This window comes from Corynebacterium vitaeruminis DSM 20294 (assembly GCF_000550805.1).
In the GTDB taxonomy this organism is placed as follows: Bacteria; Actinomycetota; Actinomycetes; order Mycobacteriales; family Mycobacteriaceae; genus Corynebacterium; species Corynebacterium vitaeruminis.
Genome location: NZ_CP004353.1, coordinates 88467 through 102755 on the forward strand (window position 1 = coordinate 88467; position 14289 = coordinate 102755).

The 14289-nt window shown below is 64.1% G+C and carries 15 protein-coding genes; 6 read left to right on the forward strand and 9 right to left on the reverse strand.

Going from position 1 to position 14289, the window contains the following annotated elements; all coding sequences use genetic code 11:
* Positions 1-117 precede the first annotated feature (117 nt).
* The gene (gene bioB, locus B843_RS00420; RefSeq protein ID WP_025251554.1) at positions 118-1113 is read left to right on the forward strand and encodes a biotin synthase BioB; all 996 of its coding nucleotides are present in this window, start codon (positions 118-120) and stop codon (positions 1111-1113) included.
* On the forward strand, positions 1113-1367 hold the full coding sequence (gene bsaP, locus B843_RS00425; RefSeq protein WP_025251555.1) for a biotin synthase auxiliary protein BsaP: 255 nt from the start codon (positions 1113-1115) through the stop codon (positions 1365-1367). The genes bioB and bsaP overlap by 1 nt, the downstream gene beginning before the upstream one ends.
* Positions 1368-1886: 519 nt before the next feature.
* Here bsaP and B843_RS00430 read toward each other — a convergent pair.
* A complete protein-coding gene (locus B843_RS00430; protein WP_025251556.1) occupies positions 1887-2111 on the reverse strand; it encodes a hypothetical protein in 225 nt (74 codons plus the stop codon).
* 600 nt (positions 2112-2711) lie between these two features.
* On the opposite strand from B843_RS00430, the gene B843_RS00435 reads away from it, so the two are divergent.
* The 3 genes from B843_RS00435 (at position 2712) to amn (ending at position 6448) form a co-directional block, all read left to right on the forward strand.
* The gene (locus B843_RS00435; protein WP_025251557.1) at positions 2712-3632 is read left to right on the forward strand and encodes a Sir2 family NAD-dependent protein deacetylase; all 921 of its coding nucleotides are present in this window, start codon (positions 2712-2714) and stop codon (positions 3630-3632) included.
* Positions 3633-3794: 162 nt separating this feature from the next.
* The gene (locus B843_RS00440) at positions 3795-4922 is read left to right on the forward strand and encodes an ATP-binding protein (protein WP_025251558.1); all 1128 of its coding nucleotides are present in this window, start codon (positions 3795-3797) and stop codon (positions 4920-4922) included.
* 116 nt (positions 4923-5038) lie between these two features.
* Complete coding sequence (amn, locus tag B843_RS00445; protein WP_025251559.1) at positions 5039-6448, forward strand: AMP nucleosidase; 1410 nt, start codon at positions 5039-5041, stop codon at positions 6446-6448.
* A gap of 260 nt (positions 6449-6708) precedes the next feature.
* Here the strand turns inward: amn and B843_RS00450 are convergent, their stop codons facing one another.
* The 6 genes from B843_RS00450 to B843_RS00475 form a co-directional block, all read right to left on the reverse strand.
* On the reverse strand, positions 6709-7113 hold the full coding sequence (locus tag B843_RS00450) for a thioesterase family protein (RefSeq protein WP_038595089.1): 405 nt from the start codon (positions 7111-7113) through the stop codon (positions 6709-6711).
* Positions 7114-7129: 16 nt separating this feature from the next.
* On the reverse strand, positions 7130-7708 hold the full coding sequence (locus B843_RS00455) for a TetR/AcrR family transcriptional regulator (RefSeq protein WP_025251560.1): 579 nt from the start codon (positions 7706-7708) through the stop codon (positions 7130-7132).
* Positions 7709-7795: 87 nt separating this feature from the next.
* The gene (locus tag B843_RS00460; RefSeq protein WP_025251561.1) at positions 7796-8170 is read right to left on the reverse strand and encodes a Rid family detoxifying hydrolase; all 375 of its coding nucleotides are present in this window, start codon (positions 8168-8170) and stop codon (positions 7796-7798) included.
* 28 nt (positions 8171-8198) lie between these two features.
* The gene (locus tag B843_RS00465) at positions 8199-9161 is read right to left on the reverse strand and encodes a zinc-dependent alcohol dehydrogenase family protein (protein ID WP_025251562.1); all 963 of its coding nucleotides are present in this window, start codon (positions 9159-9161) and stop codon (positions 8199-8201) included.
* Positions 9162-9236: 75 nt separating this feature from the next.
* On the reverse strand, positions 9237-9575 hold the full coding sequence (locus B843_RS00470) for a hypothetical protein (protein ID WP_025251563.1): 339 nt from the start codon (positions 9573-9575) through the stop codon (positions 9237-9239).
* Positions 9572-10711 (reverse strand): TRAFAC clade GTPase domain-containing protein, encoded by a 1140-nt coding sequence (locus B843_RS00475; RefSeq protein WP_025251564.1) that lies wholly within the window; start codon positions 10709-10711, stop codon positions 9572-9574. Before B843_RS00475 ends, B843_RS00470 begins: the two co-directional genes overlap by 4 nt.
* Positions 10712-10950: 239 nt before the next feature.
* Here B843_RS00475 and B843_RS00480 point away from each other — a divergent pair, with 239 nt between their 5' ends.
* Positions 10951-12312, forward strand: a complete 1362-nt coding sequence (locus B843_RS00480; protein ID WP_025251565.1) for a hypothetical protein — start codon at positions 10951-10953, stop codon at positions 12310-12312.
* A gap of 80 nt (positions 12313-12392) precedes the next feature.
* Here the strand turns inward: B843_RS00480 and B843_RS00485 are convergent, their stop codons facing one another.
* Both B843_RS00485 and B843_RS00490 read right to left on the reverse strand, forming a co-directional pair.
* On the reverse strand, positions 12393-12869 hold the full coding sequence (locus tag B843_RS00485; RefSeq protein WP_038595631.1) for a hemerythrin domain-containing protein: 477 nt from the start codon (positions 12867-12869) through the stop codon (positions 12393-12395).
* 67 nt (positions 12870-12936) lie between these two features.
* Entirely contained in the window at positions 12937-14280 is a 1344-nt protein-coding gene (locus B843_RS00490) for a dicarboxylate/amino acid:cation symporter (RefSeq protein WP_025251567.1), read from the reverse strand.
* Positions 14281-14289 lie beyond the last annotated feature (9 nt).

Genomic DNA, 14289 nt, shown 5'->3' on the forward strand with positions numbered 1-14289 from the left:
AATTACTAAACGTCGTTCAATTTTGGGGATAGGATTTTTGAACGGTGATCAATTAGACGGGTCGCCGTAGCGCACAACCCCGTAGCGCACAGCCTAAGGTTTTCGAGGAGACAGTACATGAGCGACATTCTGGATCGCGCCCGCGTCAAGGTTCTGGAGCAGGGCATCGGCCTGGACAAGGACGAGGTTCTGGAGGTCCTGACCCTGGATGACGACCAGATCCCGGCCCTGCTCGAGCTGGCCCACGAGGTCCGCCTCAAGTGGTGCGGCGAGGAGGTCGAGGTCGAGGGCATCATCTCTCTCAAGACCGGCGGCTGCCCCGAGGACTGCCACTTCTGCTCCCAGTCCGGCCTGTTCGAGTCCCCGGTTCGCTCCGCGTGGCTTGACATCGCGGGCCTCGTCGAGGCCGCGAAGCAGACCCAGAAGTCCGGCGCGACCGAGTTCTGCATCGTCGCTGCGGTCAAGGGTCCGGACGAGCGCCTCATGAGCCAGCTGGAGGAGGCCGTCGCCGCCATCAAGAGCGAGGTCGACATCGAGGTCGCGGCCTCCATCGGCATCCTCACCCAGGAGCAGGTCGACCGCCTCAAGGCCGCGGGCGTGCACCGCTACAACCACAACCTGGAGACCGCCCGCTCCTACTTCCCGAACGTCGTGACCACCCACTCCTGGGAGTCGCGCCGCGACACCCTGCGCATGGTCGGCGAGGCCGGCATGGAGGTCTGCTCCGGCGGCATCCTCGGCATGGGCGAGACCCTCGAGCAGCGCGCCGAGTTCGCCACCGACCTCGCGGCGCTCAACCCGACCGAGGTCCCGATGAACTTCCTCGACCCGCGCCCGGGCACCCCGTTCGCCGACCGCGAGGTCATGGAGACCTCCGACGCCCTGCGCGCCATCGGCGCCTTCCGCCTCGCCCTGCCGAAGACCATCCTGCGCTTCGCCGGCGGCCGCGAGCTCACCCTCGGTGACCTCGGCACTGAGCAGGGCCTGCTCGGCGGCATCAACGCCGTCATCGTGGGCAACTACCTGACCACCCTGGGCCGCCCGATGGAGCAGGACCTCGACATGCTTGGCAAGCTCCGCCTACCCATCAAGGCCCTGAACGCGAGCGTCTAATGAAGACCGACTCCCAAGAGCTGCTCACAGTCATCTTGGCTGGTGAGCCCCCGATCTACCACCCCAACACGGGGCAGGAGATCGCCTCGGGGGAAGAGATTAGGCTTTCCCCCTCCGCGCGCGCTGGCTTCGAGGCCCCCCGCTTCTGCCAGCTGTGTGGCCGCCGCATGGTGGTTCAGGTGCGCCCCGATGGCTGGGAGGCCACGTGCTCCCGGCACGGCACCGTGGACAGCGTGTACCTCGGCCGCAGGTAGTTTCTACCCATTGTTTCTGGTTCATTGGCATTGACCCGGCACCTCGTGTGCCGGGTTTTTGCTGCTTGTCGACGCCTACGGCCTCAAGACCGCAAACACTGACCGGCATAGCCAAGGGGGGTGTCACTTACCTTGCTCGGCCCCGAGCTGGTTGGCGAGTTTTTCCAACTCAAATTCTTTCAGCGCCGTCGGTCTCCTGCAGCCTCTTTTCTGCCGCTGGGGTGGCTTTCGCCTTCTCCTCATTCCGGAAAAGCTCCCTGGCTAGGGGTTTTGAGTGCAGCTGCCGAGCATCGAACCAAGTCACCTGCCAACTAGGCGGCGCTATTCTTCTCCATTAACACTTGACGGTACGACCGATCACGGGCCAAGCCCAGCGTGTCCAGAGTCGTCGCAAACGGAGAATTACGTTGCGTCTCAACCACGACAATCACGCCACCGATCAGCATCGGCGATGTCAACGATGACACGATGCATAAGCGCGTGGTACGCCCCTCCATTAGTGTCAGAGCCCATCAATAGCTAAATAATTATCCCGAAATCAAGCTCGAGATCTACAACAAGGGCCCCTATCGGCTCGTTATCTTTCAGCCACTCTTCCACAGTGGCACGCTGCACCGACCGAGAACTATCTTCAATCCCAAGGTCTTCCAACAACTCAGACAGATTCGTCGGAGGATCACTAGGCTTACGGATCGCCAATTCATCCCAAAAACGCTTGGCGTATTCCTTATTTTGTGCGTCCATAAAACATCTCCACGTGGATGATTGGAGTCTTTCGGCCTTGATCATCCACCCTTGTCGCAGCACCCAGAGGAATTAGGTGATCCTGTTGAGGAACCAGTCCAGGGGCGCCGTTTGCCGTCATCCACATCCCTAGGTTCTCCTTCTTCGCCTTAATTCTTGGTTGGGGACCAGCCCTACCCAGAGGTCGTAAACTCTTTCGCAGCCGTTTTCCGAGGTTCCCCAACTGGAACAGACTCACGTCGCATCGAGTGCGAGGTGAAAAATCACCTCAATCAAGGTTATCGCGGTTCTGTGGAAGACGAGCAGGGGGAACATGCACTTTTCTCCGACGCATCTGCCTTTTCACGGCTTCGCGTTGCGCCACGTGGTCGGATACTTCCGAATCCGCTCACGTGTGCCTCGCCAATAGCCCTCGCTTCGGCGCTTTCCGACGCCAAGGTGCTCACCGAAGATGCCCGGGGCGGTACTCACATAGGAGTTGCTGAGGGCCGTTTGCGAGCCGCGCTCTGGCGGCCTGTGCGACGGGGTGTGTACGCGGTCTGCCCCGTCGTCTGAAGGTCGCTGGCCGTAGGCGTCGATAAGCGTTAATCTGCTAGCGATATGGAAGATCCAGCCGTTTCCCTTGCCCACGCCTCCGCGCTGCGCTCGATCGCGCGCGTGGTAGAGGAGAAGGTCGCGCCCACCCCGCCGGAGGAGGCCCTGGAGCGCGTTACGGCGCAGCTGCGCGCGGGAGACGTGCTGGTCGTCACCGGTGCGGGCGTGTCCACCGACTCCGGGATCCCCGACTACCGCGGTCCGCGCGGGTCGCTGTCGAGGCACCGGCCGATGACGTACCAGGAGTTTCGCTACGACCCGGCGGCGCTGCACCGCTACTGGGCGCGCAGCTTCGTGGGCTGGCGGCACATGGACTCCGCGCGCCCTAACCGGGTGCACGAGCTGTTTGCCTTATGGGAGGGAAAGGGGCTGGTCAGCGGCGTGGTGACCCAAAACGTCGACGGCCTGCACCAGGCCGCGGGCTCGCGCAACGTGGTCGCCCTCCACGGCGACCTGTCCACCGTGGTGTGCCTGAGTTGTGGATTCCACGAGCCGCGCCGCTCCTTCGACGCCCGGCTCGAGGCCGCGAACCCCGGCTACCTCGAGTCGATCCGGGTGGAGGCGTCGATGGTCAACCCTGACGGCGACGTCACGCTGGGCGAGGAGGACGTCGCGCGGTTCCGCCTGCTCGGCTGCCTGCGCTGCGGATCGCGGCTGCTCAAGCCCGACGTGGTCTACTTCGGTGAGCCGGTTCCGGTTGCGCGCAAGGAGAAGGCCGCGGCGCTGCTGGCGGGTTCGCGGTCGGTGCTCGTGGCGGGCTCCTCGCTGGCGGTGATGAGCGGGCTGCGCATCGTCATCGACGCGCAGAAGCAGGGCAAGGAGGTCGCGGTGATCAACGGCGGGCCCGGGCGTGCCGACGAGCGCGTGGATGTCGTGTGGCGCACGCAGCTGCGGCCCGCACTGGAGGCGCTGTCGCTGCGGTTGTAGGGCGCGGGGTCTTGTCTCGCCGGCAGTTCCCTAGGCACGCTGCGTGGAAGATCTAAAACATCTAAAATGGGGACTACGATCTAAAGGATCTAAAAGATCTAAAAAGTCTAAAACCTCTAGAATGTGTGAAACCGCGGAACCGAGCGCGAGAGTAGGAAACCCATGATCACCAACCCCTTCCGGCCGGGCTTCGGCGTCTCGCCCTTCGAGCTCGGCGGCCGCCAGGTGGAGCTCAGCACCTTCATGTACGGGCTTCTCGGCGGCGTCGGCAGCATGCAGCGCGCGCTTCTTGTCAGCGGCTCGCGCGGCGTGGGCAAGACCGTCCTGCTCAACGAGTTCGAGCGCCAGGCCCGCGAGCAGGGCTGGGTGGTCGTGCGCGCCTACCCGGACGCCGAGATGATCTCCAGGCTGCGCGACTCCACGCTCCCGCAGGCCTACTACGACCTCGACCAGTCCGAGCCGCCGAGGAAGCGGACCGTCACGGGGATCGGCATCTCCAGCCTGGGATCGGTGACCACCCAGGTCGAGGACCATGACCCCGCGCCGACGCTGCTGGGCGAGCTGCGTAGGCTCGCGGAGATCGCGCAGGTGCACGGGGTCGGCGTCTTGATCACCCTCGACGAGCTGCAGGCCGCCCGGATCGAGGACCTCGCCCAGCTCGCCACGGCGATCCAGGACCTCGTGCGCGACAACTTCGATATCGCCTTCGCCACCGCCGGGCTAACCTTTGGGGTCGAGGCGCTCCTCGAGCACCCGGGTACGACGTTCATGCGGCGCGCCCAGCGCCTCGAGCTGGGTGGGCTCAGCGACACCGACGTCGCCGAGGCCCTGACGAAGACCGCGGCGGCCTCCGGCAGGGAGTTCGAGGAAGGCGCGCTGCTCCTCGCCGTGGACCTAGTCCAGGGCTACCCCTTCCTCCTCCAGCTGGTGGGTTCCCTGGCGTGGGCGAGGTCCGTGATGGCGGGCGACACCTCCATCAAGGAGGCGCACGTGCTGGCGATCGCCGAGGACGTGAAGCAGCTCATGGGCATTCAGGTGCACAAAATCGCGCTCAAGGCGGTCCCGGACGGCGAGATGGAGTTCCTGCGCACGATGGCACGCCTAGAGGCCGAGCACGGTCCCGAGATTCCGGTCGCGCGCATCGCCGCGGAGATGGGTCGCAAGCCCAATGGCATCTCCGTGTGGCGGCGCAACCTCATCGAGCGTGACCTCGTGACCCCCTCGAGCTACGGGCACGTGCGGTTTGCGATGCCGTACATGGGGGAGTACCTGCGCTCCGTCGAGATGTAGCCCGCTCCCTGCTCGCCCTGCCGGAACCCCGCTTTGCTACTAGGCTCAAGGAGAAATAAAGAGCTTAGGCGGCCGAGGGACGGCCGCACCCACAGAAGAGCCGCAAAGGAAGAGCAATGCAGGGACTGTCTGTCGCCGAAGCGGTCGGCGCGCTGATCGACATCTACGAATCCTCCACGAAGCGAGCCCACGAGGTGTTCGAGTCGGGCGACTACGCCCTCTACTCGCAGGTCGTCTACCCCAAGCTCACCGTCGAGGTGAAAAGCTGGCACCCGATCGACCGCACCCAGTCCTACGGCTACGTCGACGAGGAAGGCGTCTATTCCGCGGTTCTCTCCCGCCCGCAGCTGATGGCGGCGTACCTTACTAGCCAGCTCGAGCGCCTGACCAGCAACTACGACTGCGAGATCTCGGTCGCGCCCTCCGAGGTGCGCATCCCTCCGGAGTATATCGACGGCATCGAGGGGCTCTCCGAGGCGCGCCGGGCGGGAGATACCGGCGACTTCGTGCCCCGCCCCACCCTCGACGACGTCGACGACGCCATTATCGACGGCGACTGGGACGCCTTCCACGGCCCCGAGAAGCCCCTGTTCCACTTCACCCCGCAGCGCTTCGACATCGCCTGCGCCCGCATCGCCCACTACACGGGCATCAACGCCGACCACGTCCAGCGCTACATCCTGTTCACCAACTACGCCATGCACACCCGCGAGTTTCTGCGCTTCGCGCTGGCTGAGCTCACGCGCGAGGGGTCTCGCTATCACTGCCTCATGCTTTCCGACGGCCAGCGCATCAAACGCGCGGACGCCGAGAAGGTCGACCCCGACTCGCTTAGCCTGCAGACCGGCCACCAGATGCCTAGGCTCGACCTCATCGCCGACGATCACATGGGTATCACCATGATCAACATCGGCGTCGGCCCCTCCAACGCGAAGACGATCACCGACTGCCTCGCCGTCCTGCGCCCTGAGGCCTGGGTGATGATCGGCCACTGCGCGGGCCTCGATGGCCGCATGCGCATCGGCGACCTCATCCTGGGCAACGCCTACCAGCGTGACGACAACCTCCTCGACCACCACATCCCCCTCGACCTGCCCATACCCGCGGTGCCCGAGGTCCAAAAGGCCCTAGAGAAGTCCGTGCGCAAGATCTACGGCGAGGACATGCAGCTCATGCGCACCGGCACGGTCCTATCCACCGACGACCGCAACTGGGAGTGGCACACGCCGAAGAAGCTGTGGGAGCTGCTGCGCGGCTCCACGGCTGCGGCCTGCGACATGGAGTCCGCGACGCTCGCGGCCAACGGCTACCGCTACCGCATCCCGTACGGCACGCTGCTGAGCGTATCCGACCTGCCGCTGCACGCGGTGCCGAAGTTGCCCGCCGCGGCGCAGACCTTCTACGCCAACTCCAAGGAGGCGCACGTCATGTGCGCGGTCCGCGCGGTGGAGAAGCTCGCCTCGAACCCAGAGAAGCTGCGCACGAGGAAGCTGCGGCGCACGATCGGCGAGGTACCGTTCCGATAGGCGCTCTCAGCCCGGCTTTACTGCCCCGCCTCGCAAACAAGCGCTTTCTTGACAGCCTGCAAGCGTGGTCTCCTGCGATTTTGCAAACGCCGGCGTGTCAAAAATGCGTTTGTTTGACTCGCGGGCATTTTTGGACCCCAGAACCCGCGCATACGTGGGTTAGCAGATGCGACCACCTGCAGGTTTGCGTGGGGAAGAGGCACAGGTGCTCGGATGTTGGAGGGAGGCGAGGCGATCCGCGTCGGATCGCCCAAAGAAGACTACTGCGGAAGCCGGCCCACGAAGCGCTCGCGGTTGACCACGCCGCGCTGGTGGGTGCCGGTGCTGATCACGGCGTACTCGTCGCGGGCGGTGATGCTGAAGGTGAGCGCGCGGCGCTCGATCGCCTCGAGGGTTACGTCGATGGTGACGGTGGAGCCCGGAACTGTCGGGGCTACGTGCGACACATTGACGTGGGTGCCGAGGGAGATCTCGTCCTCGTCGAGGTGCGGGCGGATCGCCTCCATGCAGGCGGCCTCGATGACGCCGACCATGTAGCCGGTGGCGAATACCTCGGGCATGGCGGTGAAGTCGGGGTTTTCGGGCAGGAGGTTCGGTACCGTGCGCTCAGGCGTGACCTGGTAGGTCATGGTGTGGGTCAGTCCTGGGGTAAGCGTGTCTTTCATTGTCGTGCTCCTTTATCTAGGTGGTGGAGTGCGCGGCGATGATGCCTGCTGCGATGTCCCGGGCGCGGGCCATAGCCTTCTTGTCACCTAGGGTGATGACCTGGGCGTTGGCGCCGTCGATAAGCAGGGAGAATTGCTCTCCCAGCCGCTCTGCTTCGGCGTCGGTGGCGGCGATGCCGTCGGCACGCGCCAGCTCGGCGAGGAATCCGCGGATCCACGCCTTGTACTCAGCGATCGGCACGCGCGCCGGGTGCTCGGGGTCGGGCAGCTCCGCGGCGGCGATGGTAAACGGGCACCCGCGGAAGCCGGGCCGGGTGTGGTTACGCGCGAACCGGTCGAACAGTGCCAGCACGCGGCTGTCGGTGTCCGCGGGGAGCTCGTCAATGAACTCCCGCAGTTCCTTTTGCCTTGTCGCTTTCCGACGCTGAAGCACCGCAGCCGCAAGCTTGTCCTTGTTCCCGAACTGCGCGTAGAGCGTGGGCTTGGACACCCCGGACTCTGCGCTGACGCGGTCGACGCCGACCGCGCCGATGCCCTCGGCATAAAACAGCCGGGTGGCCTCGGCGAGGATGAGTTCTCCGCTTGCTGAGTACATGCCGCAAGGTTAACTTACAGGTCTGTAAATCCGCAAGAGGTTGGGCGAAATACTTTCGGCGCGGTGCCGAAAGGCGTCGATAAGCGACTACATGGCGACGACGGCGTCGATCTGCACGCGCGCGCCGAGGGGGAGGCCCGCGACCTGGAGCGTGGTGCGGGCGGGGAACGGCGCGTCGAAGAAGCGCGCGTAGACCTCGTTGATCGCCTCGAAGTCGGCGTAATCGGTGAGGTAGACGGTGGTGCGCACGACGTTGCCGAGACCGCGGCCGTGCTCGGCAAGCAGCGTCTTTAGGTTGCGGAGCATCTGTTCGCACTGCGCGCCGACCGCACCACCCATGACGTGGCCGGTCACGGGGTCCTGGCCGATGATGCCCGCGGTAAACCCGAAGCCGCCTTCCATGACGAGGTGGGAAAACGGCGAGCTGGAGGCAAAGAGCTTGCGGCTGAAGTGGTGGCGCATGGGGCCTAATTGTAGCGTCCGCAGATAGTTATGGCTGCAAAAGCACCTTGCCATTTGAACCGAACGCCGTGGCCAGTTCGATGGCGCGCGCGAACTCGCCCAGCGGGAAGCTGGCCTGCACGTTCGTGCGGATTGCGTCCTCCCTGATGAGCCCGAAGGCGGTGGCGAAGGCGTCGTGAAGCGATTGCTTATCGACGCCATGCACCCAGCCGCGCAACCGAAACAGGTCCACGGTGATGTCGGGACGCTCCTCCCACAGCGTCGGATCCAGCGGCGCGCCGGACAGCAGGCCGTAGTGGACGAGCGCGCCGCCGGGTGAAAGTAGGCGACCCAACCGGGTCCCGAGATCCCCGCCCACGCAGTCGAACGCCACGTCCACGCTTCCCAAGGCGCGCTCCCAGTCGGGGTGGCAGGTGGGCAGGACTTGGTCGAAGAGGGAAGTGTCGAGGCGCCGTGCCGTGCGCACGAGGCCGATCACCTCGATCCCGCGCGCCTTGAGCAGGTGCGCGATGATCGGCGCAATCGCCGAGCCCGCCGCGTCGACGACCGCGCGCTTCGTAGCGGGATTCGCGTGGGCCTCCACCATCCGGATCGCGGTGAGCGGGTTGATGTACGCCGTCGCCGCCTGCTCGTCGCTGAGGCCATCGGGCACGGGGATGAGCCACTCGAGCGGGGTGACCTTTTGTTGCTGCCAGCCGCCCGCGAACCCCACCGGGAGCACCCGCCTGCCCAGCAGCGCCTGGTCGGCGGCCTCGTGGACCTTTTCGACCACGCCGACGCCCTCGAAACCCGGCACGAAGGGAAGGTCCGTGCGCGAGGCGTACGCCCCGGTGACCGGGATGAGGTCCGAGGGATTGATCGGGGAGGCGATCATGCGCACCCGCGCCTCGCCCGGACCAAGCTCGGGCGTGGGGAGATCCTCTAGCCGCAGGACCTCGGGCGGGGCGCCGAAGCGGCGGGCGACGACTGCCTGGTGGTGAGGGTGCGGCATGGGGCTCCTAGTTCGCGGGTGGGGGTGTTAATGATGGTAGCGCCGCGGGAGACCACCCACCCCCCTGATCTGCACCTACTCGTGCGAATCCTCGGGGTGATCCCACACCTTGGCATATTTCTCTTCGACAAGGGGCCAGATAACCTGAACCCCGTCTTCCACCGAACGGACACCCTGCGCCATCTCGTCGGTGAGGAGGAAATCGTGGATGATGGTCCGACCCGACCGGTCCTGGCGGCCTAGGGGATCCTCGAACCGCAGTGCGGTAACCGAGGTGCCCACGTTGCAGAATTCCCGCTTCGTTTCTTGCCCGTCAAACGCCTGGAGGTATGCAGGGAGCGGGTCTGGAATTCCGCCATCTTCCAGAAACTTGAACCCCCAGTCGCGTCCGCGGGTTGCCCAAATGATGCTCAAAGTTGGCCCTCTGCAAAAACGTGTTCACTTTCGGCAACCTTGAGTTTGGTCATGAAATCTGCCATCAGCGCAACATAGAATTCATGTTCTTCGAGAGCTTCGCTCTTCAACTCTAAGAGGTCGTCTAGAGCCATTTCGGCGATTGTAGGAATGAGAGCAACGGCTCCATTTATTATTTTCTGATTCTTGTGAAGCGGTAGCTTCTTCACCAGCTTAGGCAGTTTCTGTTGCATGAACGGCATCACGAGCTGTGCAAATTTCTTACTGAGCAGCCGCATGGGGAGTAGTTTCAACTTGTTCCATTTTAAGAATCGCTCAACGGGCAATAGGGTCGCGAGAGGCAGAAGAATATCGATTCCCTTTTGATTTCGTGGATCGATCTTCCCAGATGCGAATTTGGCAGAGGACAAGAGCACATAGTCGTCGATGGAGAGGGCGTCATCGCTGACTATGAAGCTACTTAGGACTTCCCGCAGTTCGTTTAGTTCCGCTGCTGATTTTTGAATGACAAGATCTTGGAAGTCGCCAACCGTCATCTCTGGGAGCAGATCTGCTTTTGTGAGCGCGATTATCCACAAACGAGGGAACTGTTCTAGCTTTTTCCCGTCATCGAGGATCCGATCTTTCATATTCGAAAGTGAGTTTCGAAAGTGGTTGAAAACCGCATTCAAATATTCTTCTTCTCCGGGGAATTCTTTCAATCGTGCCGCGTCGATTAAGAACAAGGCGACGTCAGCGCCCAAAAGGCTCTTGAAGGTTTTGATTCTTTCTTTCTCTTCAGATTCTCCCAATGAATCTTTTCCAAACCATTCGCCAGGGTAATCGTGCCATGTAAGTTCTAGGGTTCTAGTAGGTCTTTTCCCTCCAAGAGATTTGTCGGTTGGTGTGATAGCGAATACGTGTTGAGTGGACTTAAAGGCGGTCGGAAGAGGAACTTTGTTCTCCCTGACCATCTGCAGATAGTTTTGTCGTAGCACAATGCCGAGGTCTTGATCGGCTGCTTGGAAGCTAAAAATCTCTTGTTTTTCTCGTGCTGCATCCACCAATGAGCCATAAAGGGAAGAAAGCAGAACCGTCTTGCCGCTTCCAGACTCACCAAATACTGCGATCTGCTGCTCAAATGATTTGTTGGCCATAGGCTCAAATTAATACGCAAGCGCGACACCCACCCTTTGAATTGATGAGATCTTCGACTATTGGCTGAGGACTGTTTTCGAGCGTGTGAGTTGAAACCGTAGGCGTCGACAAGCAAGTGCGGAACCACGCTGCTTCGCAACGGGTCTAGAGGGGCATGGGGTTTGTGGGGTTGGCTAGGCTGGGGGCATACCGTGTGCCGGTTCGCCGGCCTGTCAACCACGCGCAAAAGGGTGATTGGGTGCGTTTAGCCAGCTCATTGGCTGTTATTTTGTCCGTTCTGTCCGTCCTCATGGTGTCGGGGTGCTCGAGCCAGACGTCGTCGAACGTGGCGGCGGTGGCGTTTCGCGGGGCGGCGAACACGGTCATGGCGCAGCCGTGGCAGGACTACTTCCCCGACGGCGGGAAGGCGGTCGTGGCCTCGCAGGAGCGCGTGTGGGAGGGCGCGCAGAAGGCGGTCAAGGAGGGGCTTCCGCTGTTCGTGGGCGAGGCGCCGGGCGCCTTTGGTGACGTCGAAAAGCTTTCTGGCGAGGCCAAGGAGGATGCCCCGGACGACCTCGTTGCGGCGATCGCGGCGCTCGACCCGGCGGCGCCGGACAGCGACGGGCCGGTGGTGCTGGCGACGGCCGCGAGCGACCCGACGCAGGTGGCCACCGCGCGAGCCGCGGGCGCGCAGATCGAGGAGCTGCCCGTGGGGGACCCGCGCGCAAGCAGTGCCCTGACCAGCGGAAAGCAGGTCGTGGGGCTGGGAAGTGACTTCGGCACGAGCGAGCGTTTCGCCGACCTCGTGCAGCTGGGCAGCTACGGGCAGGTTCCCGGCGGCGGCGAGCTCCTGTTCCCCGGCAGGCGGATGGTCGCGCTCTACGGGCACCCGTCGGGGGCGGCGCTCGGCGCGCTGGGGGAGCAGCCGCCAGCCGAGTCGGTCGAGCGGGTAAAAGAGCTGGCGGCGCAGTACCAGCCGATGGAGTCGCAGCCGGTCGTGCCCGCCTTCGAGGTGATCGCGACGGTGGCGTCAAGCGATCCGGGACCCGACGGGAATTACTCGACCGAGTCGGACGTGGAGGAGCTGCGGCCCTACGTGGAGGCGATCACCCAGGCGGGCGGCTACGCGGTGCTCGACCTGCAGCCCGGGCGCGCGAGCTTCTTGGAGCAGGCGCAGCTGTACCAGGACCTCCTGAGGCTGCCGGGCGTGGGGCTGGCGCTCGACCCCGAGTGGCAGATCGGCCCCGACGAGGCGCCGATGCAACGGGTCGGCAATACCACGGCGGCGCAGGTCAACGAGGTTGCCGACTGGCTTTCCGGGTTCGTGCGCGAGAATCGCCTGCCGCAGAAGGTGCTCATGCTCCACCAGTTCCAGACGCAAATGATCCAAGACCGCGAGGCGATCAACACCGCGCACCCGGAGCTCGCGTTCGTCTTGCACGCCGACGGCCACGGCACGGCCGAGGACAAGTTCTACACGTGGGCCAAGATGCGCGAGGGGCTCTCGCCGGACTACGCGATGGGGTGGAAGAACTTCATCGACGAGGACACTCCGATGTTCACCCCGGAGCAGACCTACGACAGCGTTGATCCGCGGCCGTCCTTCGTGTCCTACCAGTAGCTATGTGGTTGCGGGCTAGTGACGCTTGTTAGTGCAACTCGTTAGTGCATCTCGCTTGTGCGGTCCGCTAGTGCAGTCCGCTAGTGCAGCCCTTGGCAGACCCACCCCTGGGGCAGCACGTGGGTGTCGAGGATGGACTCGATGATGGCGGCAGCGCCCGCGGGAACGGTGGCGTCGGCCTGGGAGTAGAGGATCTGCTCCTCTTTCTCGTTGTGGTCCTTGAGCAACCCCGCGACCTGCTGGCACAGTGTGGGCAGCTCGTCGTGGCTGGGTGCGGCGATGGCCTGATCGATGCGGTCGAGCAGCGGCCACATCTGGGCGTGCTCGCGGATCATGACCATGACCGGCATCATCATGCCCGCTTCCCGAAGCGGCGGGAAGAGATGCTCTTCCTCCATGTAGATATGGCTGCGCAGATCGTGGACGGCGCTCGAGAGGTTGTCGAGTGCTTCGGGGAACGTCTCGCCGCGGGCGACGGCGTGGAAGGGCGCGTCGATGGCGGCGTGGTCGTCGGTTAGCTGTGCGGCGAGCGAGTCCGCGGGGTACTGGGGGTTCATGACCTCGAGCATAGGCACACCCCGCGCGGGGGCGGGGTGTGCGTGGGGCGACAGGTGCGTGCGGTGTCTAGGCGAGTGCGGCGGCGGGCGTGCGCTCGAGGGTCTCGGCGTGCTCGCCCTCGTTCCAGACGTTCTCGTCCCAGATGCCAGCGCGCTTTGCGACGACCAGGGCCGACAGCGACTGTCCGGTGACGTTGACCGCGGTGCGGCCCATGTCGACGATCGGCTCGATCGCCAGCAGCAGGCCGACGCCGGCCAGGGGCAGGCCCAGGGTGGACAGGGTCAGGGTGAGCATGACCGTCGCGCCGGTGGTGCCCGCGGTGGCAGCGGAACCGATGACGGAGACGAAGATGATGAGCAGGTAGTGCGTGAGGCTTAGGTGCACGCCGTAGAACTGGGCCACGAAGATGGCGGCGACGGCGGGGTAGACGGCGGCGCAGCCGTCCATCTTGGTCGTCGAGCCCAGCGGGATCGCGAAGGAAGCGTATTCGCGCGGCACGCCCATCGACTCGGTGACGCGCTCGTTGACTGGCATGACGCCGATGGAAGAGCGGGTGACGAAGCCGAGGGAGGTCACCGGCCATACGCGCTTGTAGAACCCGGCGACCGGAATCTTGTGCGCGAGCAGCACGACGGGGTAGATGACGCCGAGGACGATGGCGAGCCCCACGTAGATGGCGAGTACGAACTTGCCCAGGCTGCCGAGCGCTTCCCAGCCGTAGGTGGACACGGCCTTGCCGATGAGTGCGGCGGTGCCGATCGGGGCGAGCCTAATGATCCACCACAGGATCACCTGGACGATCTTCAAAAGGGACTCGGCGAAGGTAATGAACGGCTCGGCCGCCTTGCCGCTCTTAACAGCCGCGATGCCGAAGGCGAAGGAGATGACCAGCAGCTGCAGGACATTGAAGCCGAGCGAGATGTCGCCGGAGCGCGAGGTGCTGGCAGACAGCCCGAGGAAGTTCGAAGGCACGATGGAGTCGATAAATCCCAGCCAAGAGCCGGTCGTCGTGGGCTCGGCGGCGCTGGAGGGGTCGATGCTGGTGTTCTCGCCGGGACGCAGGACGAGGCCCACGACGATGCCGGTGACCACGGAGAAGAACGCGGTGATCGCAAACCATGCGATCGTGCTCACGGCGAGGCGGGCGGCGTTGGCCACCTTGCGGAGGTTCGCCACGGAAGTAATAACGGCGGTGAGGATCAGCGGCGGGATCATCACCTTGAGCAGCTGGACGTAGGTCGAGCCCACCCAGGTGAGCACGTTGGTCAGCCAGCTGGTCTGGTCGCCAAGCCCCGCGTCGAGGCTTCGGGCGATGAGCCCTAGGATGAGCCCGACGATAAGGCCCGTAATGACCTGGGCGCCGAAGCCGGTCAGCCAGCCGGGCAGCCGGGACTTTGTGGGTGCGGACATGCAAGCTCC

Coding starts and splice junctions, on each gene's coding strand:
- bioB (WP_025251554.1), top strand. CDS start 118: ATGAGCGACATTCTGGATCGCGCCCGCGTCAAGGTTCTGGAGCAGGGC.
- bsaP (WP_025251555.1), top strand. CDS start 1,113: ATGAAGACCGACTCCCAAGAGCTGCTCACAGTCATCTTGGCTGGTGAG.
- B843_RS00430 (WP_025251556.1), bottom strand. CDS start 2,111: ATGGACGCACAAAATAAGGAATACGCCAAGCGTTTTTGGGATGAATTG.
- B843_RS00435 (WP_025251557.1), top strand. CDS start 2,712: ATGGAAGATCCAGCCGTTTCCCTTGCCCACGCCTCCGCGCTGCGCTCG.
- B843_RS00440 (WP_025251558.1), top strand. CDS start 3,795: ATGATCACCAACCCCTTCCGGCCGGGCTTCGGCGTCTCGCCCTTCGAG.
- amn (WP_025251559.1), top strand. CDS start 5,039: ATGCAGGGACTGTCTGTCGCCGAAGCGGTCGGCGCGCTGATCGACATC.
- B843_RS00450 (WP_038595089.1), bottom strand. CDS start 7,113: ATGAAAGACACGCTTACCCCAGGACTGACCCACACCATGACCTACCAG.
- B843_RS00455 (WP_025251560.1), bottom strand. CDS start 7,708: ATGTACTCAGCAAGCGGAGAACTCATCCTCGCCGAGGCCACCCGGCTG.
- B843_RS00460 (WP_025251561.1), bottom strand. CDS start 8,170: ATGCGCCACCACTTCAGCCGCAAGCTCTTTGCCTCCAGCTCGCCGTTT.
- B843_RS00465 (WP_025251562.1), bottom strand. CDS start 9,161: ATGCCGCACCCTCACCACCAGGCAGTCGTCGCCCGCCGCTTCGGCGCC.
- B843_RS00475 (WP_025251564.1), bottom strand. CDS start 10,711: ATGGCCAACAAATCATTTGAGCAGCAGATCGCAGTATTTGGTGAGTCT.
- B843_RS00485 (WP_038595631.1), bottom strand. CDS start 12,869: ATGAACCCCCAGTACCCCGCGGACTCGCTCGCCGCACAGCTAACCGAC.
- B843_RS00490 (WP_025251567.1), bottom strand. CDS start 14,280: ATGTCCGCACCCACAAAGTCCCGGCTGCCCGGCTGGCTGACCGGCTTC.